Raw genomic sequence first — 25,641 nt, forward strand, 5'->3', positions numbered from 1 at the left:
CTTCGCCACGGCATCAAGTGTCGTCATCACGGCACCTTCCCGCTGACCATCCGGTCAGCGAATCAGGCCGGAAACACCGTTAAATCCACAGTCCCGGGCAAATAGATACAGCCCCTCTCAGTTCTCCAGGCCGAAGGCGAAGGTGTCCGGGTCGGCGCCGGTGCGGGTTCCGTTGTCCAGGCCCGAGATCGCTGCCATCTGGTCGGCCGACAGTTCGAAGCCGAGGACGTCGAAATTTTCGACGATCCGGGCGGGTGTCACGGATTTCGGGATCACCACATTGCCGAGTTGCAGATGCCAGCGGATGATCACCTGGGCCGGGCTGCGGTCCAGCTCGGTGGCGATTGCGGTGATCACCGGGTCGTCCAGGAGCGCGCCTTGGCCGAGCGGGCTCCAGGCTTCCGTGGCGATGGCGTGTTCGGCGTGGTATTCGCGCAGTTCGCGCTGGGCCAGTCTGGGGTGCAGTTCGATCTGGTTGACCGAGGGGGTTTCTCCGGTTTCGGTGATGAGCCGGTCGAGGTCGGCGATCCGGAAGTTCGAGACGCCGATGGATCGGACCCGGCCGTCGGTTTTGAGTCGCTGGAATGCGCGGAAGGTGTCGACGAACCGATCGGCGGATGGTACCGGCCAGTGGATGAGGTACAGGTCGAGGTAGTCCAGTCCCAGTCGCTGTGAGCTCGCGTCGAAGGCCCGCAGGGCGGCGTCGTAACCCTGGTCGGCGTTCCACAGTTTCGTCGTGACGAAGACCTCGTCGCGGGGTAGCCCGAATTGCCGGATGGCCCGGCCGGTGCCTTCTTCGTTTCCGTAGATCGCCGCGGTGTCGATACTGCGGTAGCCCGCGTTCAGCGCGGCAGTGACAGTGTCGAACACCTGGTCGTCCGGCACCTGGAACACCCCGAAGCCCAGTTGCGGGATCAGGCTTCCGTCGTTCAACACGATCGGAGGCACTACACCGGTCTCACGTCTAGTGGTCACCGCCTCGACGGTAGAAGCGCTTGGGCAGCAGGTCAACGAACGCCCGGTCCGTGTCCGCCTCATTCTGGTCTTCAGAAATACTTGACATTTCATTGTGTTTTTACAACACTTCATTAGGTGAGCCCAGTAAGACGCGGGGAAACTCTACCGATATTCAACCGGATCGCCGTACTGCGGGCCGAGCACCGGATGTCGCGGGCCGCCCTGGCCGAAGCGGTCGACGTCAATCCTCAGACGATCGGCGCGCTGGAACGCGGCGATCACTACCCGAGCCTGGACCTGGCCCTGCGGATCTGCGAGGTGTTCCGGCTGCCGGTGGAGGCGGTGTTCTCCAGAACCGAGTTCACGCCCCTGTCGGCCGAGTTGTACTCCCGCGAGAAAGGACAGCAGCCATGACCGCTGCCACCGAACCGAAATCCCTGGTAGAGCGTTACCGCGCATACCGGATCCGACGCTGGCTGGTACGGGAGAAACAGATCGCCGGAATGCTGCCCGGCTGGCGCACCACTCGGCGCCGCCGAGCTCTGGTGATCGCCGTGATCGCGGCGCTGACCCTGGTCTTCGTGGCCGGACTGCTGTGCGCCTTCGGGGTGAAATGGGCCCCGCTGCTGGGCGGGATCAGCGCACTGGTCTTCCTGCCGTCCTGGACCATGGTGCGAATCGTCGCCGAGGCCCAGGACAATGCTCCGGCCGAAACACTGGACGAGCTGGAATTCGCCCAGCGCGAGAGCGCCCGATCGCTCGGCCTGACCATCACCCAGGTGCTATCGATCTTGCCCGTGATGTATCTCGTCTGGAGCGGCGCGCTGTTCCCGGACGCCGATGCCGCCGACACCGCCTACGCAGGCGGATTGATGATCCTGGCGACTCTGCTGGCCGGTGGGTGCGCACCCGCCATGATCCTCGCCTGGACCAGGTCCGACCCCGAATCGGAGAGCTGAACATCCGCCTCGGGCCGGCAGACCGGATCGCGGGCCGGTCCGTACGTGCCACGGCCCCGCTGTAGTGAAGACTTCGACGGGATCGGGTCTTCACCCGGCGACCGGCGCGGGACAGGTCCGGAACCGGAGCCGCGCGTCATCCGCGAACTCCCCGGTACGGCGCGTCGCCCGTCTCGCCGGAAACGGGCCCGCAGACCTCACCCGGGATCGGCCTCCCGATGCCGGTCGGTACCGTCGACGCCGCTCGTTACCCCCAGTCGTCGGTACCGGCGCTGCCGGGTCGCCCGCAATTCGGCCGGTGGCCGGGCGCTCAGCGCGGTGAGTTCCCCGGCGATCGCCGCGACCATCCGGCGGGCGAAATCGTCCGGTTCGTCGGCGGCGTCGGGATATTCGGGCACGATTCGGTCCACGATGCCGTCGACCAGCAGATCCACCGACCGGATACGTTGCGCCGCAGCCAGTTCCGGCGCGTGTTCGATATCGCGATGGACGATGGCGCTGGCCCCCTCCGGGGGAAGCGGCGCCAGCCAGCCGTGGGTCGCCGCCAGCACCCGGTCCGCGGGCAGTAGCGCGAGCGCGCCGCCGCCGGTCCCCTGACCGAGCAGCACCGAGATCGTCGGCGTCCGCAACCTCACCAGATCGGCCAGACACCGGGCGATCTCCGGCGCCAGACCGCGCTCCTCGGCTTCCTTGGACAATGCCGCGCCGATCGTATCGATCACCAATACCAGCGGTAACCCGAGTTCGGCGGCGAGCTGCATACTGCGACGCGCTTCGCGCAGCGCGGCCGGGCCCATGGTGTGCTCGGGATCCTGATGGGCCCGATCGTGACCGAAGACCACACACGGCCGGCCGTGGAAACGCGCCAGGGCCAGCACCACGGATCGATCCGTCTCGCCCTGTCCGGTGCCGCTCAGCGGTACCCGTTGGGTGGTACGGCGCAACAGGGCACGCAGCCCCGGCCGGTCCGGTCGCCGGGAAGCCCGGACCGACTCCCAGGCTTCGACGGTGTGGACGGGAAGCGGGACATCCTGGGCGGCAGCGTTTCTCGGTTCGGCGGGCGGTCGGACGACTCCACTGAACACACTCAATGCGCGATGCGCGATCCGCCGGAAGACACCGACCTCGACAACCCCGTCGATCACCCCGTTGTGGTAGAGATTCTCGGCGGTCTGGACCCCTTCGGGGAACGGATGACCGTAGAGCGCCTCGTACACCCGCGGCCCGAGGAATCCGATGAGCGCCCCCGGTTCCGCGAAGGTGATGTGCCCGAGTGAGCCCCATGAGGCGAATACGCCGCCCATCGTCGGGTTGCGCAGATAAACCACATAGGGGTGACCGGCCGCTTTGTGTGCCGCCACCGCCCCGGCGATCTTCACCATCTGCACGAAGGCGAGGGTGCCCTCTTGCATCCTGGTCCCGCCCGAGGTGGGTGAGGCGACCAGCGGCAGCCCCAGCTCGGTGGCACGCTCCACCGCGGTGACGATCCGTTCGGCCGCGGCGACACCTACCGACCCGGCCAGAAAGCCGAACTCACATGCCACGACCGCGATCCGCCGTCCGCGCAACAGGCCTTCGCCGGTGAGCACCGATTCGTCGGTGCCCGCCGCCGCGCTCGCGCGGGCGAGCGCGGACCGGTAGGCACCGGTCCGCGCCATGTCCGATGGCGGGGCATCCCAGCTCACGAAGGAGCCCGGATCCAGCAGCGTATCGAGCAGTCGCCGGGAACCGATCCGCGGCGGCGTCATCGAAGCCACCCCGGCGCACTCGGCACCGCCTCTGTCCACACCGGCACGACGACCAGTATGACGGGCAGTCGGCTCAGTAGCCGCGCGTGACCTTCTGCAATGCGTACTCGGTCAGCCGCACCAGCGCTTCCTTGGCCGGTTCCCGGCGCCGGGCGTCGATCGGCATGATCGGCACATCGGCCGGGACGGCCAGCGCCTGCCGGATGTCCTCGATCGGGTACATCGGGGCGTCGTCGAACTGGTTGAGCGCCACGAGGAACGGCAGGTTGCGCGCCTCGAAGTAGTCGACCGCCGCGAAACTGTCCTCGAGCCGACGGGTGTCGATCAGCACGACCGCGCCGATCGCACCGCGGATGAGGTCGTCCCACATAAACCAGAAGCGGTACTGGCCCGGGGTGCCGAACAGGTACAGCACCAGATCATCGGCCAGACTGATCCGGCCGAAGTCCATGGCCACCGTGGTGGTGGATTTGCTCTCGATACCCGCGAGACTGTCGATCCCGGCACTGGCATTGGTCACCAGAGCCTCGGTTCTCAACGGGACGATTTCCGAAACTGCCCCCACCAGCGTCGTTTTGCCCACGCCGAACCCGCCTGCGACCACGATCTTCGCCGAGGTCGGCTTGGTCTGGCGGGTATCGACCTGTGCCGTCGAATCATATACGCCGGAGTCCACTGAGAACCCTTTCGATCAGCTCGCGACGTTCATCGTCGCTGGAATCGTCTTTCAAAGTCGCCGAAACGCGGACATGCCCGGCTTCGATCAGGTCCGCTACAAGTACACGCGCCACCCCGATCGGTATACCCAGTCGAGCCGCTAGTTCGGCGACCGACGGCGACTCCCTGCACAACTCGACTATCGAGTTTTCGATATTGCTCAGTTCGTACTGGCGTTCGAGCGAAATGGGATGGGACGCAACGAGAGCCTCGAGCGCCAACTCCACCTTCGGTCGGGTACGACCGGCGGTCAGCGAGTACGGACGCACGAGACTGGGCTCGAAGCCTCCCACGCGGTGATCCTCTATGTCCATCCCACCATCAGGAACCCATCGTGACGCGCGGAGTGGCCTGAACTGTCTGGCCCACGCGTTCGACCAACAAAGCCATCTCGTAGCCGACCTGTCCGATATCGCAGGACGTATTGGTCAGCACCGCGAGATATGACCCGTCGCCCACTGCCATCAGCAGCAGGTAGCCGTGCTCCATTTCGACGACGGACTGCAGTACCGTGCCGCCTTCGAACAGATTGGACACACCCACCGAGAGACTCGCCAGGCCGGCCGTGACCGCCGAGAGCTGCTCGGCCCGATCGACCGGTAGTTGGGCACTCGCCGCCATCAGCAGGCCGTCTGCCGAGACCAGAACGGCATGGGCTACGCCAGGAACCTCGCCTGCGAAGTTCGAAACCAGCCAATCCAACTGACGGTTCGTACCACCTAGTTCGGGGTTCATCGGTCTCCTTTGTCTCCGGTTAGGTTCATTGCTCTCATTGCACGGCCATCCCGAACACCTTGCTGGTGCCGACTCAAACTAGACCGGATCGTGTCGGGATTGCGACTCGGCGTACGCTCCTGGGCCCCGTTGACGGCGCCGGGTACCAATCGGTTACCCGGATTACGCTGTGGCAGACCGGCCGCGGTGCGGGTCTCCGGCTCGGCTTCACTGGCTCGCCGGGCCGCTGTCCAGCCCTCGTCGCCGGGTGAGTCGAAGGAGGCCACGGCCTGGGAGCGGTCGGTATCGGAATCCGACAGCCATGCCGACATCATCTCCGCGAAGATGGGCGTGCCACCCAGCACACTGTCGGTCTCCTCCGCCGGCTGCAGCCGGGTCTGGAAGAACGAAGCGGTCTTCGCCGGGTTGGACTTGTAACTGTGCCGACCGGGTTCCCGTGCGGCCGCGGAGCCTTCGGCGGGTTCGGGTTCCCGGGGCAACGCGACACCGGGCGGGTTGTCGAACCGTTCGGCGGTGTAGCCGCCCGGCTCCCGCCGGGGCAGTCCGCCGGGTTCGGCGGGCCGCGGCGGCCTGCCGGGCGCCCCGTTGTCCCGCTGCGGCAGCGTATTCGAGTTCTCCCGGGCCGAGCGGCCGTTGTCGGCCGGAGCCCCGCGCTGAGGCAGACCGCCACCGGGCGCCGGACGCTGCGGCAGACCGCTACCCGGTGTTTCTCGCCGCGACGGGAGACCGCCGGACGCCGGACGCCGGGTGGGCAGTTCACCGGAGGCCGGGCGCTGCGTGGGCAGTTCACCGGACGCCGGGCGCTGCGTGGGCAACCCACCGGAGGTGTCGCGCTGGGGCAATCCGCCACCGGCAGCCGGCCGTGGCCGGGCCGGCAGTTCGCCGGAGGTATCCCGGTGCGGCAGACCGTTGGAGCCCGGCTCACGCCGCGGGGGCAGCCCACCGGACGCGGAGTCGTTGGCGGGGCGCGGTTCCGGCTCGTGCCGGGCCGGACCGCCGGCGGCCGGACCGCGTTGCGGCAGACCCGAGGCACCGTTCTCGCGAGCCGGTGCACCGTTGGTACCCGGATCCCGTTGCGGCAGACCGTTGGCCCGCTGCTGGCCCGGCTGCCGCGTGGGCAGCGCTCCCGGACCGCGAGGCGGCGCGGCGGTTTCGGCTGCGGTCTCGGCCGGGCGCTCGTCTTCCGGCTGGGCCGGTGTGGCCTCCCGGCGACTGCCGGGCGCCCCGTTGGCACCGGGCTGACGCTGCGGCAGTCCGCCGCCGAGGCCCGGCTGCGGCGCACCAGCGGTGCCCGGCTGCCGCTGTGGCAGCCCACCGGGACCGATCTTGGGCTCCCGCGGCGGCGGACCGCCCGCGGCCGGACCGCCCGGAGTCCGCGGCGGCAGGGTCGGGGTGGCGCTTTCGTTCGCGCCGCGCGGTGGCAGGGTCGGGGTGGCACCGCCGCCGCCCGGACTCAGATTGCGTTTGGGCAGACTGGCGGCCGCCAGTTTGCCGCGCTGCGCGGTACTGCCGGCACTCGCTTCCCGGAGGGAAGTGGTGCCCTGCTCACCTTCGCGCGAACCACCGGCCATGGCATTGCCCGGCTGCCGCTGCGGCAGTCCACCCGCGCCCAGCGGCGCGGGGGTGGACGGACGCTCCGGCGGTTTGGGCCGTTCGACGGCCGGGAGCGGACCGCTCATGCCGGGGTCGACGGTGACCATCATGTTGCCGGCCGCGGTACGGCTGATCCCACGGGTCTGCATGGACGGTCCGCCCGGCCCGTTGCGCAACAGGGCGGCGGCGGCCTCGTCCGGGGATTCCTCGGGCTTCTTCTTCCCGGTGTCTTTCGCGACCAGCGGCTGCGGGCCGGAACCGGTCGCCAGCGGGAGGATCTGGGTCTCCCCGGCGACGATCAGGCTCATCGGCACGTGCACGGTGACGGTGACACCCGGGTCGCGGGCGGTATCGAAGGTCGGCCGCAGTCGCACGTTGAGGCCGTGCCGTTCGGCGAGTCGGCCCACCACGAAAAGACCCATGTGTCGGGCGGTGTCCGGCCCGGGTTCGGCGGTGTTCTCCAGGCGGCGGTTGATCTCGGCCATCTCGCTCGGCGGCATACCGATACCGCGGTCGGCGACCTCGATGAGCAGACCCTGATCGTGTGCCTGCGCGAAGGTGAACTTCACATCCGTTTCCGGCGGCGAGGCACGCAGCGCGTTGTCCAGGAGTTCGGCGAACAGGTGCGCCATATCGGAGGCGGCCGGTTCGATCAGCGCACCGCGCGGGGTGGCGCCGAGCTTGACCCGCTCGTAGTCCTCGACCTCGGAGATCGCGGCGCGCAGCACGTCGGCGATCTCGACGGGCGCAGATTTGGCGCGACGCTGTTTCGTACCGGCGAGGATCAGGAGGTTGTCGCCGTTACGGCGCATACGCGCGGCGAGGTGGTCCAGCCGGAAGAGGTTCTCCAGCAGGCGCGGGTCCTTCTCGTCGTACTCCATCGCCTCGATGAGGCTCAGCTGATGGTCGACGAGTGACTTGCTGCGCCGGGCCAGGGTCTCGAACATATCGTTGACCTGGGAACGCATCTGCGCCTGATCACTGGCCAGACGCAGCGCCTGCCCGTGGATATCGTCGATCGCGCGCGCGAGCTGACCGATCTCCTCCTCGGACCGGATGGGCATCGGTTCGAGCGGTACTTCCTCCGGGGAGGCACCGGTACGGAGCTGGGCGACCTCGTCGGGCAGGTCGCTTTCGGCCACGCGCAGCGCGGCGAGGCGCAGCCGGTGCAGCGGCACGATCATCGAGCGGGCCACGAAGACGGCGAGCAACAGCGCCGCGAGGATCGTCAACAGCACGACGATCGAGTAGACGACCGCGTCGGACAGGGCCTTGTCGGCCAGTTTCCGTACCCCGTCGTCGATCGAGGACGTGGCCTCGGCGATCAGTTTGTCGGTGGTCGCGGTGCTGTCCAGCAGAGACTGCCTGGCCTCGCCCAGCGGCAGCCGACCGGCCTGCGCCTCGGGCGTCTCGAGCATGGCGGAACGGTTGTCGATGCCCTGGCGCAGGATCGCGATATCGGGATCCTCGGCGTTGTAGCGCTGGCTCAGAATGTTGAGCAGTGCGCGTTCGGTGTTGGTCGCGGTGCGGTAGGCCTGCTCGCCGGTCTCCTGGTTGCGCAGGAGTTCGGCCGCGGCGGTGATCTCACCGACCATGGTGGAACGCAGGTTCAGCGCGTCGACCAGGCGGAGTTTCGCCGGGTCGATCGATGCGTCGCCGACCTCCCCGAGTATGGCCTCCACGGCCCGGACACCCGCGTTACGGGCCTTGTCCAGCACTTGCACGGCCTGATCCGGAGGCAGGTTCGAGGGCGCCGTACCGCCGGCGCGAACGCCCTTGGCCTGATCGATCATCTCCGTCAGCGCCTGCCGCGCGGCCGGTAGATCGTCGAGCTCGCCGACGGAGGCTTCGGCCGCGGCGATCGCCTTGTCCAGCGCGGTCAGATTGTCCTCGGTGACCATCGACCGGCCCGGCGCGATGGCGATCACCTGAGAACCCGCCGTCGCGGACGTGGCCGTACTGAGATCGAGAACGGAAGGAACGAGGCTGACATTCTCGGAGGCGGAACCCAGCCGGTTCGCGTTGCTCCATTCCGCCGAGATCCTGGACACGCCGAGCCCGACCGCGACCGCCAACGGCACAGCCAGCACGGCCGTAACCTTCCAGCGAAGGTCCCAGTTACTCAGCGCCCAGCGCTTAGTGCCGGACCTAGCGGCGTCACGCATTCCCACTCACTTTCCAACCTGGCCCCAGCCATGCACCATCAGCGGAACTCCACACTCGCATAGTGGCTCGACGGGTGGAGCTGCCCGTGGGTCGCGGCTGGCCGAGAAATTGCGTCTACGACGGACCGAATTTGTGTCATCAGATTCTAACGGATCAATAACTTCTTGGTGTACTCAGCCCGGGTTCACGCACATTGACCAGCCGGTTACAGGCATAAGCCATGGTCGCGACACCCGATGGGGGGTCGCGTGAAGTCTGCCACAATCGTGCTGATCTATCGAGGCGGGGATTGCTGCGAGGCTAGGGAGCACGGGTGAACGCGAGGAACGAGTATCGACCGGTCTATCAGACCAGTCTGGTCGATCCGGCCGAGTTCTGGACCCGCGCAGCCTCGGCGATAGATTGGGATCTACCCCCTGACCAGGCTCTCGACACCGATAGGCGAACGTCGCGCTGGTTCCCGGGCGCCCGCCTCAACACCTGCTACAACGCCCTCGACCGGCATATCGAAGCCGGTCGCGCGGAACAGGCGGCGTTGATCTACGACTCGGCGATGACCGGTACGAAACAGGTCTTCAGCTATTCCGAACTCCGCGACGAAGTCGCCCGATTCGCCGGCGCCATGCGCGACCTCGGCGTAACCGCCGGTGACCGGGTCGTGATCTACCTGCCGATGATCCCCGAAGCAGTGATCGCGATGCTGGCCTGTGCCCGGATCGGCGCCGTTCACTCGGTGGTATTCGGTGGATTCGCCGCTCCCGAACTGGCCGCCCGCCTCGACGATGCCGAACCTGTCCTGATCGTGACGGCGTCAGGGGGGCTGGAACCGAACCGCCGCATCGCCTATCCACCCATCGTGGGCGAAGCGCTCGCACTCGCCGGAACCACCGCCCCGCGAACCGTCCTGGTGAAACAACGTGCGGATTTCCCCGAACACAACGGGAATCCGGCCCCCGCCGACAGTTCCGCACGGTGGCTGGATTGGGACGCCACGGTCCGCGATGCCGAACCCGCCGAACCTGTTTCGGTGGCGGCGACCGATCCGCTGTACGTCCTGTACACCTCGGGCACGACCGGTAAACCGAAGGGCGTGGTCCGCGACAACGGCGGACATGCCGTCGCCCTGACCTGGTCGATGCGCAATATCTACGATGTCGGTCCGGGACAGGTCATCTGGGCCGCCTCCGACGTCGGCTGGGTCGTCGGCCACTCCTACATCGTCTACGGGCCCCTGCTGGCCGGCGCGACCACACTTCTCTACGAGGGCAAACCGGTGGGCACCCCGGACGCCGGCGCCTTCTGGCGCGTTGTGGCCGAACACCGGGTGCACACCCTGTTCACCGCCCCCACCGCCCTGCGCGCGATCCGCCGCGCCGACCCCGGCGCCGTCTTCGCCCGCGATCACGACCTCAGCTCGCTGCACGCACTGTTCTGCGCAGGTGAACGGCTCGATCCGGCCACCTATCGGTGGGCCGACGAAACGCTGCTGGCGGACCGCGAGGACTGCCCGGTGGTAGACCACTGGTGGCAGACCGAGACCGGCTGGCCCATCTGCGCCAACCCGCTCGGCCTGCAACAACTACCGATCAAACCGGGCTCGGCCTCGGTCCCCGTACCCGGCTACCGGTTGCGGGTTCTGGACTCCTCCGGCAACCCGGTCGCCGCGGGCGCCGAGGGCAATATCGTCATCGGCCTGCCCCTGCCCCCCGGCGCACTCACCGGACTGTGGCGCGACGAAGAACGCTACCGCCGGTCCTATCTATCGGCATATCCCGGCCATTTCCTCACCGGCGACTCCGGCTATTTCGACGAGGACGGATACCTGTTCGTCCTCGGCCGCAGCGACGACGTGATCAATATGGCCGGGCACCGCCTTTCCGCAGGCAGTATCGAAGCCGCCGTCGCCGGACACGACGCCGTCGCCGAATGCGCGGTGATCGGACTGCCCGACGAACTCAAAGGACAACGCCCCATCGCTTATGTGGTCCTCAAGGCCGACGCCGTCGTCGATCCCGAAAGCCTGCGCGACGAATTGAGCGAACGCGTCCGGAAACAAATAGGTCCGGTAGCCGGCCTCTACGATGCCGTCGTCGTACCCGCCCTACCCAAAACCCGATCCGGCAAGATCCTGCGCAAAACCCTGCGCCAGATGACCGCGGGTGAAAACTACGAAATACCCTCCACTATCGAAGATCCCACCGTCCTCGACGAACTCGCCCGAATCGTGCGACCCGCACAAAACTCAAACTCCTCTTAAGAAACCCTCAGAGGTCGGCCATGAGGGGGCAATACGGTCTGAGGCAGTCCACGAGCTCCGGCTCGAAACGACAACGGCAGGAGGCAGTAAACCCCATGGCACACTCCACGACACGGCACCGCAGCAAGCTCGGCGCAACCACCCTCGCCCTGGGCGCGGCAGCAGCGGTCACCGCGTTCCTGAGCCCCGCGGTCGCCTCCGCGGCACCGACGGATTTCGCCGAACCGCTGATCACCAGCGACTGTTCGTTCGCCCAGGTCGACGCCGCCCTCCACGACCAAGCCCCGGAAATGGCGGCCATGCTGGACAACAACCCCGATATGAAGGCACAGCTGCAGAGCAAGTTCGATCAGCCCGTCGAACAACGCCGCGCCGAACTGCAGCAATACATCGAACAGAACCCGGAGCAGGCGCAGCAGGCCGAGAACGACCCCCGCTCCCAGCAACTCCGGGCGACCCTCCAGGGCGTGGCAGACACCTGCCACAACTACTGATTTTTCGGCGCCGCCCACGGCGGCGCGGGGTTGAGGCCCCCGTGGTCTCGCCGTTCAGGCCTCGAGACTCGAGCCTTCGGCTCATGCGACGTGCGGTCGGCAGTCCGCGGAATGCCGACCGTTGAGCACCTCCGGCCAGGGGCCGGGACGGGCCTCAACCCTTCGAGGTGTCTCGTAAAACCTCGACGCAGGTGAGTTGCGGTGGCATTCGATGTTCTGGTCGGCATGTGGGCTCACACGCACGGCGGATCGCTGAGGACTTTTCTGTCTCCGGTCGGGTCGCACAACACCTGACCGGGTGGCGGGTCGCCTGCGTCCTCGGTCGCCGACCACAGCTGTCGGCGTTCGCTGGGAGCTTCGCCGCTGCTCCGCCGGGGTTCTCGTTATTCGCTTCCCTCACAAACCTCGTATGTGTCGCGTCGGCGGACCGGCGCGTTGTCTCGGTGCCGGGCTCGACGTGCCCATAAAGGTCGAGGCCCGTCCCGCCCCACGCCGGAGGTGCTCAATGGTCGCGCCCTCCGTACGGCCGCACGTCGCATGCGCGAAGCGCAAATCTCGGGGGCTGAACGGCGGGCCTCCGGGGCCTCGAACCGCGGCACCGCAATAAATGAACACAGCACCTCGGCGAGTGAGCCCGGCTCCCACTCGCACGTCCCTGCCCGGCTGTCAACACAGCTTCGGGGTCGGAGAAATCCCGTGGGTAGGTAGGCAGAATGGACGATGTGACGGAATGGACCAGCAATCCGGCGGTGCTCGTGGTCGACGACGACGAGGACGTCCTCGCCTCGGTCGAGCGGGGGCTGCGTTTGTCCGGGTTCCGGGTGAATATCGCGAGGGATGGGGCTGCCGCGCTGCGTGCGGTGTCGGAGGAGGCACCCGATGCGATCGTCCTGGATATGAACATGCCCGTCCTGGACGGGGCCGGCGTGGTGACGGCGCTGCGTGCGATGGGTAACGACGTGCCGATCTGTGTGCTGAGCGCACGTAGCTCCGTAGGGGACCGGATCGCCGGACTGGAATCGGGTGCCGACGACTATCTGGTGAAACCGTTCGTGCTGGCCGAATTGGTGGCGCGGATCAAGGCGCTGTTGCGGCGTCGCACCGACGCCGCGGCCACCGCCGGGGGGCCGGATGTCAGCACGGTGGGACCGTTGCAGGTGGATACGGCCGGGTACCGGGCGCTGCTGAACGGGCGGGAGATCGAGCTGACCAAACGGGAGTTCGAACTGCTCTCGACGTTGGCGCGTAATTCGGGGGTGGTGCTGAGCCGGGAACGGCTGCTGGAATTGGTCTGGGGCTACGATTTCGCGGCCGATACCAATGTGGTGGATGTGTTCGTCGGCTACCTGCGCCGCAAACTGGAGACCGACGGCACTCCGCGGCTGCTGCACACCATTCGCGGCGTCGGATTCGTGCTGCGGGAAACGAAATGAATATCGGCCGCCCCGGGCGAAAACGCCGTCGGCGGTCGTATTCGCTGCGGGCCCGGGTCGCCGGGGCGGCCGCGGCCGGGGCGGTACTCATCGTGGCGGTGGTGAGCGCGATCGCGATTCCCGCCATCGAGCACAACAATCTGCAGCAGACCGATCAGCAGTTGCGGATCGCCTCACGGCTGGTGTTGATCGAACCGGTGGTGGCGGTCGGTGTGGTGAACCTGCTCGGGCCCGACCGCGATATGGCGCTGACCGTCCGGGACGACGGCCGGGTGCTGGCATCCAGTTCTGTGGAGTTGCCGGAGTTGGAACCGGGCGAGAAGACGGTCACCGTGAACGAAACCCCGTACCGGGTGCTCACCACGACGGAGAACCAGCCCGCGGGTCGTTCGGTGTCGCTGGGGATCCCTGCGGCGGAGGCGGCGGAGATGACGGCGGGGCAGCAGCGCTGGGTGGTGTTCGGGGGTCTGCTCGCGATCGCGGCGGCGGCCGGTCTCGGCTGGTTGTTCGGTGGGCGCGCGGTCCGCCCCATCGTGGTGCTCACCCGTCAGGTCGGTGCCCGCACCGGCTACGGCGACAGTACGCCCGAACCCGTCGACAGTTCCGGTGTTCTGGAGGCCGAACAGCTGGCGGATGCGGTGAACACCATGTTGCGCCGGGTCGCCCGGGCACAGACCGAAACAGCGGCCGCGCTGGAGACCGCCCGGGATTTCGCCGCGGTATCCGCGCACGAACTACGCACTCCGCTCACCGCTATGCGAACCGATCTGGAAGTGCTGGCGACCCTCGATCTAGACGAATCGCAGCGCGCCGAGATCCTCGGCGATCTGCAACGCAGCCAGGGCCGGGTGGAGACGACACTCGCCGCACTGGAACGACTCGCCTCTGGGGATCTGACCTCGGAAAAGGACCATATCGATACGGATATCGCGGAGTTGTGCGATCAGGCGGCCCACGACGCCATGCGCCACTATCCCGGTCTGACCGTCCGCATCGATACCGATCTGGAGCTGGTCACCCGGGGGCTGCCCGCGGGGTTGCGGCTGGCGGTGGACAATGCACTGAAGAACTCCGTCAGACACGGTGGGGCGACCGAGGCGCTGGTCTCGGCTCACCGCGCCCCCGATGACACCATCGTCATCACTGTCGACGACAACGGCCGAGGACTCCCGCCCGAAGAACGCGAAGAGGTTTTCGCCCGTTTCGCACGCGGCAGCCACGCCAGCAAGGGTGGTTCCGGTCTGGGCCTGGCACTTGTCGCCCAGCAGGCCCAACTCCACGGCGGGCGGGCCTATTTCGACGACGGCACACTCGGCGGGGTCCGTCTGGTGCTGGTTCTCCCCCACCGGTCCGTCGACCGCACCGCCGCGCAGTCTCCGGGGGTGGAACGCTGAGTCTGCCCCGCTGGGGGTAGGGATCCCGGCGGCGCGGAGACGCGCGTCCGGCGCCGGGGCCGATCACAAACGTTCGGCCCCCGAAGCGCTGGGCTTCGAGGGCCGAAACGGTGTCGAGGGGATCACCCCGGGCGCGGGACTACTTGGCGTCCAGCAGGTCGATGACGAAGACCAGGGTCTTGCCCGACAGCGGGTGTCCGCCGCCCGCCGCACCGTAGGCCAGTTCCGGCGGGATGGTCAGCTGACGACGGCCACCGACCTTCATCCCGGGGATACCGTCCTGCCAGCCCTGGATGAGGCCGCGCAGCGGGAAAGTGATCGATTCACCGCGGTTCCACGACGAGTCGAATTCGTCGCCGGTATCGAATTCCACCCCGACATAGTGCACTTCGACCGTCCCGCCGGGCACGGCTTCCGCGCCCTCGCCGACGGTGATGTCCTTGATGGCCAGTTCGGTGGGCGCGGGGCCCGCCTGGAATTCGATCTCCGGTTTGCTCATGCCTTGAATCCCCTTCGATTCAATCGGTTTCAGCGATTGGCGATTTCGTTGTAGTCACGGGCACCGTAGCCGGTGTAGATCTGCCGCGGACGGCCGATCTTGATCGCTTCACTGTGCATTTCCCGCCAGTGTGCGATCCAGCCCGGCAGCCGGCCCATCGCGAACAGTACCGTGAACATTCGCGTCGGGAAGCCCATGGCCTTGTAGATGACGCCGGTGTAGAAGTCGACGTTCGGGTACAGCTTGCGTTCGACGAAGTACTCGTCGGTGAGCGCGGCCTCTTCCAGGGCCTGAGCGATATCGAACAGCGGATCGCTGCCGAGTTTGCTCAGAATGGTGTCGGCGTGTTTTTTGGCGATGGCGGCGCGCGGGTCGTAGTTGCGGTAGACGCGATGCCCGAAGCCCATGAGCTTCACGCCGTCTTCCTTGGCCTTGACCTTGCGGATGAATTCCTTCACATCGCCACCGTCGGCGAGGATACCGTCCAGCATCTCCAGCACCGCCTGGTTCGCGCCACCGTGCAGCGGGCCCCACAGCGCGTTGATACCGCCGGATACCGAGGTGAACAGGTTGGCGTCCGAGGAGCCGACCAGCCGGACCGTGGAGGTGGAGCAGTTCTGCTCATGGTCGGCGTGCAGGATCAGCAGCATGTCGAGAGCGGCAGCGATCTCGGGGTCGACCTGGTAGGGCTCGGCCGGGAAACCGAAGGTCATCCGCAGGAAGTTCTCCACCAGCGACAGCGAGTTGTCGGGGTAGAGGAACGGCTGGCCCACCGACTTCTTGTACGAGTACGCGGCGATGGTGGGCAGTTTGGCCAGCAGCCGGATGGTGGACAGTTCGACCTGTTCGGGGTCGCGGGGGTCCAGTGAGTCCTGGTAGTAGGCCGACAGCGCGTTGACCGCCGAGGAGAGCACGGGCATGGGGTGCGCGTTGCGCGGGAAGCCGTCGAAGAAGCGCTTCAGATCCTCGTGCAGCAGGGTGTGCCGGCGGATCTTGTCGGTGAAATCCTCGAGCTGATCCTGGGTGGGTAGTTCGCCGTAGATGAGCAGATAGCTGACCTCGATGAAAGTCGAGTTGTCCGCGAGCTGCTCGATCGGGTAACCCCGGTAGCGCAGAATACCTTCTTCACCGTCGATATAGGTGATGGCCGATTTGGTCGACGCGGTGTTGACGAAACCCGGGTCATAGGTCGTATATCCCGTGCTCGCCAGCAGCTTGCCGAGGTCGATACCGTCGTTTCCTTCGGCGGCCTCGGCGATCGTCATTGGGTATTCGCCACCGGGGTAGGTGAGAACCGGTTTGGCGTCATTGATGTGATTCTCGGGCACGGAAGGTTCCCTCTCAGGCTTATGACCGACGGCATCGCGTGCGGACGACACACGGTGCGTTATCGGTAGACGCTAGTCCTTGCTCCGGCGGGACCGGTGGGGAGGGTACCCGCGCGTAGATCTCACAATCGGCCCGCGCGGGCGTGAGATTCGGCGGTTCGCCTACCGGCCGACAGCGCTGTGACCGGGGGAATTGCCCGCGGGAAACGAATCCGGCCGGTTGTGGACGACGTCGGTGTGAGTAATACGGGGAATCGTCGATCACCACCGCTTGCAGAACGTACCCACAACCCTCGCCGCGAAACCGTGCCGAACATCACCGACCGGTGTGTAACGGGCCTGGACATGCGGCGCGAACTGCAGCAACGGGCGGATAACGCACTCACGGCTGGAGCCGACGCACCGTCATCTCGGCATCGCCGATCCGGACCACGATCCGGTTGTGCAGTCTCCCCCGCTGCCCCTGCCAGAACTCCACTTCGTCCGGTCGCAGCAGGTAGCCACCCCAGTGCGGCGGTACCGGAATCTCGGCGACGGCGGCGAAACGGTCCGCGGTTCGTTCCAGCTGCCGGTCCAGCTCCGCACGGGAGCCGATCGGTTCGGACTGCCGCGAAGCCCACGCGCCGAGCTGGGATTCCCGGGGCCGCGACCGCCAGTACCGTTCGGTCGCCTCGGCGGATACACGTTCCACCCGCCCGCGCACATGCGCCTGCCGGGCCAGTTGCGGCCACAGGAAGGTCGCCGACGCATACGGCGTCGCCGCCAGCTGGGCGCCTTTGGCGGAGTCGTAGTTCGTATAGAAGACGACACCCTCCGGAGACAGGCCCTTGCAGAGCACGGTGCGGGTCACCGGCCGGACAGCCGATCCGGTGCCCGCGACGGTCCCGAGCACCATCGCGTTGGGTTCGGCGATCTCGGCGACGGTTGCCTGTTCTATCCACAGCCGCAGTAGCGGCTCCCATCCCCCGGCCACCGACACTTCGTCGAGTTCCGTGTCGTGTACTCCCAGCAACGGACCGGAGTCGCGCGAACCCGGATGCGACACACCGTATTCGGCGCGCATCGCCCCGAGATCGGCGCCGGTCTCCTCCACATCGGACATGGGCCAGACGTTACTCCCGAGTAGGTCGGCGCTAGAGTTCTGTTGAAAGGAGAGTCGCGTATGACCACCAATTCCGCGGTATCGGGGTCCGGCGAGGTGCCGGACGACTTCGTCAGCGGTCTCGAGGGGGTGGTCGCGTTCACCACCGAGATCGCCGAACCGGACAAGGACGGCGGCGCGCTGCGTTATCGCGGCGTGGACATCGAGGATCTGGTCGGTAACCGGGTCACCTTCGGCGATGTCTGGGCCCTCCTCGTCGACGGCGAATTCGGCCACGGCCTACCCCCGGCCGAACCCTTCCCGCTCCCCGTGCACACCGGCGACGTCCGCGTCGACGTACAGGCCGGGCTGGCGATGCTCGCTCCCATCTGGGGCTATCAACCGCTGCTGGACATCGACGACGCGACCGCCCGGGAGAACCTGGCCCGCGCCTCGGTGATGGCTCTTTCCTATGTGGCGCAATCCGCCCGCGGCATCTATCAGCCCGCGGTTCCGCAACGACGGATCGACGAATGCACCACGGTCACCGACCGGTTCATGACCCGCTGGAAGGGCGACCCCGACCCGCGGCACACCGAAGCCATCGACGCCTACTGGGTATCGGCGGCCGAACACGGTATGAACGCCTCCACCTTCACCGCCCGCGTCATCGCCTCGACGGGCGCCGATGTCGCGGCCTCGCTCTCCGGAGCCATCGGCGCCATGTCCGGGCCCCTGCACGGCGGCGCACCCGCCCGGGTCCTGCCGATGATCGAAGCAGTGGAACGCACCGGCGACGCCCGCGCCCTGGTCAAGGGAATCCTGGACCGCAAGGAAAAGCTGATGGGCTTCGGTCATCGCGTGTACCGGGCGCAGGACCCACGCGCCCGGGTCCTGCGCGATACCGCCGCCCGCCTGGACGCACCCCGCTACGAGGTGGCCGCCGCCCTCGAACAGGCGGCCCTGGCCGAACTCCGCGAACGCCGGCCCGACCGCGCCATCGAGACCAATGTCGAATTCTGGGCAGCGGTGATCCTGGATTTCGCCGAGGTACCGGCCCATATGATGCCCGCCATGTTCACCTGCGGCCGCACCGCCGGCTGGTGCGCACACATCATGGAACAGAAGAAACTGGGCAAACTGGTCCGCCCGGCAGCGATCTACACCGGCCCCGGCCCCCGCAAACCGCAGGACGTCACCGGCTGGAACGCAGTCCACACCGCATAACCGGGACCGAACCCCGCCGATCCCCAGGGGCCGACGTGCCCCTGCCCCGACGGTTCACATGCACGCCGACCGTCGAACGCCACCACAACCAGTCGATGCCCCCGCAACCGCATGCGTCGAGTTTTACGAGACACCTCAAAGGGTTGAGGCCCGTCTCGCCCTTGACCGGAGGTGCTCAACGGTCGCATTCCGCGGACGGCCGACCGCACGTCGCATGAGCCGAAGGCTCGAGTCTCGAGGCCTGAACGGCGAGACTTCGGGGGCCCTCGACCCCGCGCGCGCCAGCGCGCCAAAAACACAGCACCTTCACAAACAGGTCAACCTCCCCCACCTTCACAAGAAACCCCTCACCCACGACCCCCACCCCCGCCATCAGGTTCGCTCGGGTTCGGCTTCCCAGTCGATGGCGACCGATTCTCCGGTGTCCACCGCGAAGAAGGCGGCCTGGAGTTTGGCGCCCAGGTCCAATAGGCCGATAGCGGCCAACGGGACCGACTGGACCACCCGGACCCGCCACGGTTCGGGTTCGTCCCAGGCGCGTAGTTCGAGGTCAAGGCGCAGGACCGGGTCGTCGCAGCCGCAGTAGTCGGCGTCGACGGGGGTCACCGCCAGGACCGTGGCCTCGGCGCGACGCCCTTCGGTGAGGACTTTGACCAGACCGGCACGACGAGGGTCGGTATCGCCGGGGAGATACAGCACCATGCGGTCGCGGTCCTGCGGGTCGACCCGGCAGCACACCAGGTCACCCGGCCGCATCCGGTCCAGTTCGGCACCGGACACCCGCTGCCGGACCTGCGCTTCGTAGGGCGGCAGCCCGGGCAGGCGGACGCGGACCCGGAAGGTGTAGCCGGGTTCGGTGCGGCGGGTCCGGGCTGCCAGAACGGTCGCCGAACCAGCCGTTCCGGTGCTCAGCAGGTCGCGGCGATCGGATCCGGTGGGCGCTTCCCCGCGTCGGCGGAAACGGCGTGGGAGCAGGTCACGCAATCGGGTGAGCGGGCCGGGCGAACCCGGAAGTTCGTTCCGGCGCTGTGCACGGGCGGCACCGGGTCGACCCCCGGCAGCCCCCCTGGACGACCGCATGCTCATACCGGTTCACGTTAGCCGGAGTGTGGTACGCGGCACAGCAACGGCGCGGCTACGCTGTTCGCCATGACCAGTGCGTTCCCGACCATCCCTGAAGACCTCAAGCCCGCCGACGGTCGTTTCGGCTGCGGTCCGTCCAAGGTTCGCCCGGAGCAGCTGCAGTCCCTGGTGGAGGTGGGTGCCTCGGTATTCGGTACCAGCCATCGGCAGAAACCGGTCAAGGATGTGGTGGCCCGGGTGCGGTCCGGGTTACGGGACCTGTTCGCCCTCCCCGAGGGCTACGAGGTCGTTCTCGGCAACGGTGGCACCACCGCGTTCTGGGACGCCGCCGCGTTCGGCCTGGTCCGCGAGCGTTCCCTGCACCTCACCTACGGCGAGTTCAGTTCGAAGTTCGCCAGTGTCACCAAGAAGAACCCGTTCATCGGCGATCCGATCGTCGTCTCCGCCGACCCGGGCAGCGCCCCGGAGCCCGTCGCCGACCCGGCCGCCGATCTCATCGGGTGGGCCCATAACGAGACCTCCACCGGTGTTTCCGTTCCGGTCCAGCGGCCGGCGGGCTCGGAGAGCGCGCTCATCGCGATCGATGCCACCTCGGGCGCGGGCGGGCTGCCGGTGAACATCACCGACGCCGACGTCTATTACTTCGCTCCGCAGAAATGTTTCGCCGCCGACGGTGGCCTGTGGATCGCGCTGATGAGCCCGGCCGCCTTGGCCCGGGTGGAAGAGATCAAGGAATCCGGTCGCTGGACTCCGGATTTCCTGTCGCTGCCGATCGCCGTCGAGAACAGCGTCAAAGACCAGACCTACAACACCCCGGCTCTCGCGACCCTGTTGCTGTTCGCCGATCAGATCGATTGGCTGAATCGCAACGGCGGCCTGGATTGGGCGGTCAAGCGGACTCTGGATTCCTCGTCGCGGCTGTACTCGTGGGCCGAGGCCAGTGAATTCGCCACCCCGTTCGTCACCGACCCGGCGCACCGGTCCCAGGTGGTCGGCACCATCGACTTCGCGGATTCGGTGGATGCCGCCGCGGTGGCCAAGACGCTGCGGGCCAACGGCATCGTCGATACCGAGCCCTACCGCAAGCTGGGCCGCAACCAGTTGCGCGTCGGGATGTTCCCCGCGATCGATCCCGAGGATGTCTCCCAGCTGACCCGCTGCATCGATTGGGTGGTCGCGAACCTCGGCTGAGTCGAGATCACCTGTGAGTTCGGGCCCGTCGCGCGTGTCGCGCGACGGGCCCGCCGCTGTCTCGGGGAATCGACTTGATACACAAGGGAATAGAGCAGATTAGCGGTAGATCGCGCCCGCAGGGTACATTTCGATGCCGCGTGTCTTGCCACACGAATCCCAGAAGTGCACTACTGTTCCAGAACGTGGGCGGTATCGCGAGCGACGCGATAAGGAGGTTACGGTGCGTGAACTTCGAGTGATCGGGGTGACGCCCGACTCCGCCCATATCGTGTGCGTCGACACCGAAAGTGGTCAGAAATTCCGGCTTCCCGCCGATGACAAACTTCGTGCCGCTGCCCGCGGCGACCTTGCCCGATTCGGCCAGATCGAGATCGAAATGGAAGCTACTATGCGTCCTCGCGATATCCAGGCTCGAATCCGGGCCGGTGCGTCCGTGGAACAGGTGACACAGGAATCCGGTATGCCGGTGAGCCGGGTGGAGCGGTTCGCCTATCCGGTACTGCTCGAACGGGCTCGCGCCGCCGAACTCGCGCAGAAGGCCCATCCGATCCGGCCCGACGGCCCGGCGGTGGAGATCCTGATCGACGTGGTGACGGCGGCTTTCACCGCTCGCGGTCACACCCTCGATCACGCCGAATGGGATGCCTGGAAGGACGAGAAGGGCTTCTGGGTCGCCCAGTTGCAGTGGCAGAACGGCCGTTCGGAAATCGCCGCGCACTGGCGCTATCAACCGGACGCGCACGGCGGCAGTGTTTCCCCGCTCGACGATCCGGCCACCGACCTCATCGATCCCGATTTCGGCCGGGCGCTGCGTGGTCTCGCCTCGATCCTGCCGGTCGAGCCCGAACCGGTGGCCGTGCCCGAACCGGTGGCCGAGCCGCGGCGTGAACCCGCCCGGCCCGCCGCGATGGACGACTACTACGAGCAGCGAGCGGTCGCGGCCGGCGGTACGACTCCGTTGCCCGCCACGGCGACTCCGCTGTCTCCCGGCTCTGCTCGCCCGGGTGGAACCGGGCTGCCCGCCGGAACCACCGCGGCGAGCGCACCCGCCGAAACCTACCGGCCCCCCGCGGAGAGCTATCGGCCGCCGGCCGAAACCTACCCGGTTCCGGCCGAGCCGGCCCGTCCCGTGGGGCCGCGTCCGGCACCCGCGGGCTCGTACACCCCGACCGCCGCGCCGGTTCCGGCTGCCCCGGCCGCCGAACTGCCGGCCGCGCCGACAGCGGCCCCCGAACCCGAACCGGTCGCCCCCGAACCGGTCGCGCCCGAACCCGCGGCCACCGCGGAACCCGAGGTCGTGCCCGCCGCACCCGAACCGGCTCCTGTCGCACCCGCCCCGGCGGCGAGCGCGTCGACCACGCCGACTCCGTCCGAGGCCGCCCCGGCCGCCGAATCCGCGGAGCCGACGGCGGGCACCGACGCGCAGCCGGATGCCGAAACCGCCGCTCCCCCGGCCGCCGAAACCACGGAGCCGGCGGCGTCCGAGGTGCCGAGCGCACCGGCCGAGCCGAGCGCACCGGCCGAGCCGAGCGCACCGGCCGAGGAGCCCGCTCCCGAACCGGTCGCCGAAGCATCGGAACCCGAAACCGTCGCGGCGAAACCGGCGGCCAAGAAGCCTCCCGCCAAAGCGGCGAAATCGGCGGCCCGCACCAAACGCGGCAAGGCGCCCATGCCGTCCTGGGAAGACGTACTGCTCGGTGTCCGCAGTTCGGGTCACTGACCCGGCACGGACCGGCGTGTTACCCCGCACAACCGCACGAATCACCCGTTGACGCGGGTAAGTTCGGGCGTATACGGCGACGCGGTCCGATGATTCCGGGGCTGGCCCGGACGACGACAGCAGTTGCGCCGAGAAGTTCGCGACCTGGTTTCGTGCGCTATCGGAGGTGGACCGATGCTGTCCAAGGTTTCATCGGTGTGGTACGTCGATACCCTCGACCCGGCGGCGGTGCTCAGCACCGATCCCGACCCCGATCCCGCGGCGGCGTACGCGCTGGCCAAGCAACTCCATCCCGACCTCGAGGTGGAGCCGACCGAATCGGTCACGCTCGGCGATACCGACGGTCCGGGAGCCGACGAGGTCTATATCGGCAGCTATCCGGGTCTCACTCTGCTGTGCAGTTCCTATGCGGCGCGGGTCCAGCCGACCGCCATACCCGAACTGCTGGTGCGGCCGCTCGCCGAGGAACACACCTACCTGGTCTCGTTCGATCTGGAATACGGCTGGGGCGCGTTCGCGCACTGGGAACGCGGCGAACTGCGCCGGGCATTCAGCTCGACCCGGCTCAACATTCTGCAGGACCACGGTCTGCCGCATGTCTGGGAGCGCCCACACTGGGCCGGCGACCACCCCATCCTGTGGAATCCGGGTGAGCTGCCCGACCCGCTGGTGCTGCCGTTCGATCCCCCCGGTTTTGCCGATACCGCCAATCGGGAATGGCTGGGCTTCCGGTATTTCCCGTTCGCCCCCGAAGCAGACGACGACGCGACCGGCGATCCGGCCCGCGCGGTCGACCCCAAGGACATCCGGGTCTGCGGTTTCCGGTTGCGCCCCCGCGGGGACACCGCCGATCCGGAACCACCTCGGCCACCGCACAACCGGATCGCGCACGAACGTAAAGGACTGCTGTCCTGGTTACGCGGGCACGAGCCCGCGGTCGGCGCCGATCAATGAGCGGGCATCGCCGCCCGGTTCACACGGAGAACAGCAACCCGATCCAGGCCAGCGCCACACCCGCGGTGGCCCCGGCCAGTACCCATCGGGTCACCGGCCGGTACCGCCAGCGCCAGACGGTGGGCGCGATACCCCCGACCGCAACCAGGTTCACCGCCGGCGACAGCAGCGGATGTACCTGGGCCAGCGCCGCCCCGAAGGCATACACCCCGGCAGCGGTCAATGCGGCCACCAACACGGCGACCGTGATCCCCACTGCCCAGGGCGTGGGCTCGCCGGGTGGAACGGGCCTGCGGACCACGCCGTGACCGCCGAACCCCGGGGTCACGACGCCCGCACCCGCTCGTAGAAGGCCATGGCCGCGGCGGTCGCCACGTTCAGTGAATCGGTACCCGCCGACATCGGTATCCGGGCCCGCACATCCGCCGCGGTCATTGCCTGCTCGGTCAGGCCCGGGCCCTCGGCGCCCAGCAGCAGCGCCACCCGATCGCCGGTGAGCGCGGTGGCCAGCGTGGGAGCGGCCGGATCCGGGGTCAGCGCCACCACCTGGAAACCACGGCGCCGCAGCAGGCCGAGTCCGCCCGGCCAGTCGGGCACCCGGGCGAACGGCACCCGTAGCGCATGTCCCATCGAAACCCGCACGGATCGACGGTACAGCGGATCGGCGCAGCGGTCGCCGAACAGGATCGCGTCCACGCCCAGACCGGCCGCGTTGCGGAACATCGAACCCAGGTTCTCGTGATCGTTGATACCTTCGAGCACCGCGACGGTGCCGGCGGCGGCGACGACCTCGTCGAAATCGCGTTCGGCCGGCCGGTGCGCCACCGCCAGTACACCGCGGTTCAGATGGAAACCGACCACCTCGGCCATCACTTCGGCCGAAGCGCGATAGAACGGCACATCCAGCGCCGCGAGTTCGGGCGCGAGTTCCTGCCACCTCTTGTCCACACCGAGCAGTGCGTGCGGTCGGAACGCCGAGTCCAGCATGCGCCGCACCACCACGGTGCCCTCCGCGATGACCAGACCTTTCCCACCGGGCCGGTCGGGTCTGCGGTCGGCTGCCTTCAGGTCTCGGAAATCGTCGACCCGCGGATCGTCAACACTGTCCACCTCGAGAACCACCGCCACGGCGCCCATCCTGCCAACCACCCGGCGGGCGGTTCGTGGTGGGTGCGCGCCCGGCCGCTTTAGGGCATGCTCGTCATATGAAGCCGATCCAGCTCCTGCTCAACATCCTGTGGCTCGTCTTCGCGGGATTCTGGATGGCGCTGGGCTATTTCGTGGCCGCCCTGATCTGCTTCGTCCTCATCATCACGATCCCGTTCGGGGTCGCGGCGCTGCGAAACGGCGTCTATATGCTGTGGCCGTTCGGCCGCACCACCGTCGAGAAACCGGGCGCCGGGGCGGGCGCGCTGCTGGGCAATATCATCTGGTTCGTGGTCGCGGGCTGGTGGCTGGCGCTCGGCCATCTCGGCACCAGCATCGCGCTGGCCTGCACGATCATCGGGATCCCGTTCGCCTGGGCGAACCTCAAGCTGATTCCGCTCGCGTTGTTCCCGCTGGGCCGCGAAATCGTGGACAGCGACCAGCCGTTCGGGGCGCGCTGAACTCCGGCCGCGGGGCCGGCGGCGCTACCGGCTCATTCCGAATCGGCGACGATCTGATTCATGATCGCCACGGCCCGTTCCAGATCCGCGAGCTGTTCCGCTTCCAGATCCGCGAGCTGCGCGCTCATCCAGGCCTCGCGAGCGCTGCGTTCGTCGGCGAGCAGCGCCTGCCCGGCCGGCGACAGCGAGACGATGATCTGCCGTCCGTCGGTCGGGTGCGGATTACGCTCCACCAGACCCAGATCGGTGAGTGAGGCGATCACCCGGGTCATCGACGGCGGCTGGACCCGTTCCTTGGCCGCCAGGGCACCGGGTGTCATGGCGCCCTCGTTACCGAGCGTGGCCAGAACCGAAAGCTGAGTCAGCGATATCTGCGATTCCGCACGCCGCCCCCGTAGATGCCGCGTCAAACGCACCACCGCCAACGAGAGGTCGCTGGCCAGCGCCCGCACATCCGAGTGGGTAGTCACAATGTGAACCATACGTGACACGCGT

General features: G+C 67.7%; 24 protein-coding genes. 11 read left to right on the top strand and 13 right to left on the bottom strand.

Going from position 1 to position 25,641, the window contains the following annotated elements:
• Positions 1-117 precede the first annotated feature (117 nt).
• On the bottom strand, positions 118-975 hold the full coding sequence (locus ACWCPQ_RS29550) for an aldo/keto reductase (RefSeq protein ID WP_449904958.1): 858 nt from the start codon (positions 973-975) through the stop codon (positions 118-120).
• Positions 976-1,092: 117 nt separating this feature from the next.
• On the opposite strand from ACWCPQ_RS29550, the gene ACWCPQ_RS29555 reads away from it, so the two are divergent.
• A complete protein-coding gene (locus ACWCPQ_RS29555; protein ID WP_449904959.1) occupies positions 1,093-1,371 on the top strand; it encodes a helix-turn-helix transcriptional regulator in 279 nt (92 codons plus the stop codon).
• The gene (locus ACWCPQ_RS29560) at positions 1,368-1,916 is read left to right on the top strand and encodes a hypothetical protein (protein ID WP_449904961.1); all 549 of its coding nucleotides are present in this window, start codon (positions 1,368-1,370) and stop codon (positions 1,914-1,916) included. The genes ACWCPQ_RS29555 and ACWCPQ_RS29560 overlap by 4 nt, the downstream gene beginning before the upstream one ends.
• A 197-nt stretch (positions 1,917-2,113) precedes the next feature.
• Here ACWCPQ_RS29560 and ACWCPQ_RS29565 read toward each other — a convergent pair whose 3' ends face one another.
• From ACWCPQ_RS29565 to ACWCPQ_RS29585, 5 genes are all read right to left on the bottom strand, one after another.
• A complete protein-coding gene (locus tag ACWCPQ_RS29565) occupies positions 2,114-3,664 on the bottom strand; it encodes a carboxyl transferase domain-containing protein (protein ID WP_449904963.1) in 1,551 nt (516 codons plus the stop codon).
• 73 nt (positions 3,665-3,737) lie between these two features.
• Positions 3,738-4,340: a GTP-binding protein gene (locus ACWCPQ_RS29570; protein ID WP_449904965.1), complete on the bottom strand. Its 603-nt coding sequence runs from the start codon at positions 4,338-4,340 to the stop codon at positions 3,738-3,740.
• On the bottom strand, positions 4,321-4,695 hold the full coding sequence (locus tag ACWCPQ_RS29575) for a DUF742 domain-containing protein (RefSeq protein ID WP_063035525.1): 375 nt from the start codon (positions 4,693-4,695) through the stop codon (positions 4,321-4,323). The genes ACWCPQ_RS29570 and ACWCPQ_RS29575 overlap by 20 nt, the downstream gene beginning before the upstream one ends.
• A gap of 7 nt (positions 4,696-4,702) precedes the next feature.
• A complete protein-coding gene (locus ACWCPQ_RS29580; RefSeq protein WP_030522784.1) occupies positions 4,703-5,116 on the bottom strand; it encodes a roadblock/LC7 domain-containing protein in 414 nt (137 codons plus the stop codon).
• Complete coding sequence (locus ACWCPQ_RS29585; RefSeq protein WP_449904967.1) at positions 5,113-8,799, bottom strand: ATP-binding protein; 3,687 nt, start codon at positions 8,797-8,799, stop codon at positions 5,113-5,115. Before ACWCPQ_RS29585 ends, ACWCPQ_RS29580 begins: the two co-directional genes overlap by 4 nt.
• A gap of 389 nt (positions 8,800-9,188) precedes the next feature.
• On the opposite strand from ACWCPQ_RS29585, the gene ACWCPQ_RS29590 reads away from it, so the two are divergent.
• The 4 genes from ACWCPQ_RS29590 to ACWCPQ_RS29605 all read left to right on the top strand — a co-directional run bounded on the left by ACWCPQ_RS29590 (position 9,189) and on the right by ACWCPQ_RS29605 (position 14,453).
• Entirely contained in the window at positions 9,189-11,132 is a 1,944-nt protein-coding gene (locus ACWCPQ_RS29590; RefSeq protein WP_449904969.1) for an AMP-binding protein, read from the top strand.
• Positions 11,133-11,227: 95 nt separating this feature from the next.
• Positions 11,228-11,626: a hemophore-related protein gene (locus ACWCPQ_RS29595; protein WP_449904971.1), complete on the top strand. Its 399-nt coding sequence runs from the start codon at positions 11,228-11,230 to the stop codon at positions 11,624-11,626.
• 713 nt (positions 11,627-12,339) lie between these two features.
• On the top strand, positions 12,340-13,059 hold the full coding sequence (locus ACWCPQ_RS29600) for a response regulator transcription factor (RefSeq protein WP_449904973.1): 720 nt from the start codon (positions 12,340-12,342) through the stop codon (positions 13,057-13,059).
• Positions 13,056-14,453 carry a sensor histidine kinase gene (locus ACWCPQ_RS29605; RefSeq protein WP_449904975.1) on the top strand — a complete coding sequence of 466 codons (1,398 nt, stop codon included), beginning with the start codon at positions 13,056-13,058 and terminating at the stop codon, positions 14,451-14,453. The genes ACWCPQ_RS29600 and ACWCPQ_RS29605 overlap by 4 nt, the downstream gene beginning before the upstream one ends.
• Positions 14,454-14,592: 139 nt before the next feature.
• Here ACWCPQ_RS29605 and ACWCPQ_RS29610 read toward each other — a convergent pair whose 3' ends face one another.
• The 3 genes from ACWCPQ_RS29610 to pdxH all read right to left on the bottom strand — a co-directional run bounded on the left by ACWCPQ_RS29610 (position 14,593) and on the right by pdxH (position 17,382).
• Positions 14,593-14,952 (bottom strand): FKBP-type peptidyl-prolyl cis-trans isomerase, encoded by a 360-nt coding sequence (locus ACWCPQ_RS29610; protein WP_449904976.1) that lies wholly within the window; start codon positions 14,950-14,952, stop codon positions 14,593-14,595.
• Between the two features lie 29 nt (positions 14,953-14,981).
• Complete coding sequence (locus ACWCPQ_RS29615) at positions 14,982-16,280, bottom strand: citrate synthase (RefSeq protein ID WP_449904977.1); 1,299 nt, start codon at positions 16,278-16,280, stop codon at positions 14,982-14,984.
• Positions 16,281-16,662: 382 nt separating this feature from the next.
• Complete coding sequence (gene pdxH / locus ACWCPQ_RS29620; RefSeq protein WP_449904979.1) at positions 16,663-17,382, bottom strand: pyridoxamine 5'-phosphate oxidase; 720 nt, start codon at positions 17,380-17,382, stop codon at positions 16,663-16,665.
• 60 nt (positions 17,383-17,442) lie between these two features.
• Here pdxH and ACWCPQ_RS29625 point away from each other — a divergent pair, with 60 nt between their 5' ends.
• Positions 17,443-18,588, top strand: coding sequence for a citrate synthase 2 (locus tag ACWCPQ_RS29625; RefSeq protein ID WP_449904981.1), 1,146 nt, complete (start codon positions 17,443-17,445; stop codon positions 18,586-18,588).
• Between the two features lie 372 nt (positions 18,589-18,960).
• Here the strand turns inward: ACWCPQ_RS29625 and ACWCPQ_RS29630 are convergent, their stop codons facing one another.
• Positions 18,961-19,572 (bottom strand): hypothetical protein, encoded by a 612-nt coding sequence (locus tag ACWCPQ_RS29630; RefSeq protein ID WP_449904983.1) that lies wholly within the window; start codon positions 19,570-19,572, stop codon positions 18,961-18,963.
• A gap of 165 nt (positions 19,573-19,737) precedes the next feature.
• Between ACWCPQ_RS29630 and serC the strand changes: the two genes are divergently transcribed.
• The 3 genes from serC (at position 19,738) to ACWCPQ_RS29645 (ending at position 23,539) form a co-directional block, all read left to right on the top strand.
• Positions 19,738-20,862, top strand: a complete 1,125-nt coding sequence (gene serC, locus ACWCPQ_RS29635) for a phosphoserine transaminase (protein ID WP_449904985.1) — start codon at positions 19,738-19,740, stop codon at positions 20,860-20,862.
• 223 nt (positions 20,863-21,085) lie between these two features.
• Positions 21,086-22,585: a septation protein SepH gene (sepH, locus tag ACWCPQ_RS29640; RefSeq protein WP_449904987.1), complete on the top strand. Its 1,500-nt coding sequence runs from the start codon at positions 21,086-21,088 to the stop codon at positions 22,583-22,585.
• A 174-nt stretch (positions 22,586-22,759) separates the two neighbouring features.
• Positions 22,760-23,539: a DUF6928 family protein gene (locus tag ACWCPQ_RS29645; protein ID WP_449904988.1), complete on the top strand. Its 780-nt coding sequence runs from the start codon at positions 22,760-22,762 to the stop codon at positions 23,537-23,539.
• A gap of 19 nt (positions 23,540-23,558) precedes the next feature.
• On the opposite strand, the gene ACWCPQ_RS29650 is transcribed toward ACWCPQ_RS29645, so the two are convergent.
• The gene (locus ACWCPQ_RS29650) at positions 23,559-23,867 is read right to left on the bottom strand and encodes a DUF2537 domain-containing protein (protein WP_449904990.1); all 309 of its coding nucleotides are present in this window, start codon (positions 23,865-23,867) and stop codon (positions 23,559-23,561) included.
• Positions 23,864-24,667: a TrmH family RNA methyltransferase gene (locus tag ACWCPQ_RS29655; protein ID WP_449904991.1), complete on the bottom strand. Its 804-nt coding sequence runs from the start codon at positions 24,665-24,667 to the stop codon at positions 23,864-23,866. The genes ACWCPQ_RS29650 and ACWCPQ_RS29655 overlap by 4 nt, the downstream gene beginning before the upstream one ends.
• A gap of 77 nt (positions 24,668-24,744) precedes the next feature.
• On the opposite strand from ACWCPQ_RS29655, the gene ACWCPQ_RS29660 reads away from it, so the two are divergent.
• On the top strand, positions 24,745-25,146 hold the full coding sequence (locus ACWCPQ_RS29660; RefSeq protein WP_449904993.1) for a YccF domain-containing protein: 402 nt from the start codon (positions 24,745-24,747) through the stop codon (positions 25,144-25,146).
• Between the two features lie 32 nt (positions 25,147-25,178).
• Here ACWCPQ_RS29660 and ACWCPQ_RS29665 read toward each other — a convergent pair whose 3' ends face one another.
• Positions 25,179-25,628 (bottom strand): MarR family winged helix-turn-helix transcriptional regulator, encoded by a 450-nt coding sequence (locus ACWCPQ_RS29665; protein WP_449904994.1) that lies wholly within the window; start codon positions 25,626-25,628, stop codon positions 25,179-25,181.
• Positions 25,629-25,641: the final 13 nt, after the last annotated feature.

Source organism: Nocardia sp. NPDC001965, from assembly GCF_053594175.1.

Bases quoted from the DNA above. Each gene is read 5' to 3' on its own strand.
- ACWCPQ_RS29600 (WP_449904973.1), top strand. From the start codon at position 12,340: ATGGACGATGTGACGGAATGGACCAGCAATCCGGCGGTGCTCGTGGTC.
- ACWCPQ_RS29660 (WP_449904993.1), top strand. From the start codon at position 24,745: ATGAAGCCGATCCAGCTCCTGCTCAACATCCTGTGGCTCGTCTTCGCG.
- ACWCPQ_RS29565 (WP_449904963.1), bottom strand. From the start codon at position 3,664: ATGACGCCGCCGCGGATCGGTTCCCGGCGACTGCTCGATACGCTGCTG.
- ACWCPQ_RS29665 (WP_449904994.1), bottom strand. From the start codon at position 25,628: ATGGTTCACATTGTGACTACCCACTCGGATGTGCGGGCGCTGGCCAGC.
- ACWCPQ_RS29605 (WP_449904975.1), top strand. From the start codon at position 13,056: ATGAATATCGGCCGCCCCGGGCGAAAACGCCGTCGGCGGTCGTATTCG.
- ACWCPQ_RS29580 (WP_030522784.1), bottom strand. From the start codon at position 5,116: ATGAACCCCGAACTAGGTGGTACGAACCGTCAGTTGGATTGGCTGGTT.
- pdxH (WP_449904979.1), bottom strand. From the start codon at position 17,382: ATGTCCGATGTGGAGGAGACCGGCGCCGATCTCGGGGCGATGCGCGCC.
- ACWCPQ_RS29610 (WP_449904976.1), bottom strand. From the start codon at position 14,952: ATGAGCAAACCGGAGATCGAATTCCAGGCGGGCCCCGCGCCCACCGAA.
- ACWCPQ_RS29575 (WP_063035525.1), bottom strand. From the start codon at position 4,695: ATGGACATAGAGGATCACCGCGTGGGAGGCTTCGAGCCCAGTCTCGTG.
- ACWCPQ_RS29625 (WP_449904981.1), top strand. From the start codon at position 17,443: ATGACCACCAATTCCGCGGTATCGGGGTCCGGCGAGGTGCCGGACGAC.
- serC (WP_449904985.1), top strand. From the start codon at position 19,738: ATGACCAGTGCGTTCCCGACCATCCCTGAAGACCTCAAGCCCGCCGAC.
- ACWCPQ_RS29645 (WP_449904988.1), top strand. From the start codon at position 22,760: ATGCTGTCCAAGGTTTCATCGGTGTGGTACGTCGATACCCTCGACCCG.
- ACWCPQ_RS29560 (WP_449904961.1), top strand. From the start codon at position 1,368: ATGACCGCTGCCACCGAACCGAAATCCCTGGTAGAGCGTTACCGCGCA.
- ACWCPQ_RS29595 (WP_449904971.1), top strand. From the start codon at position 11,228: ATGGCACACTCCACGACACGGCACCGCAGCAAGCTCGGCGCAACCACC.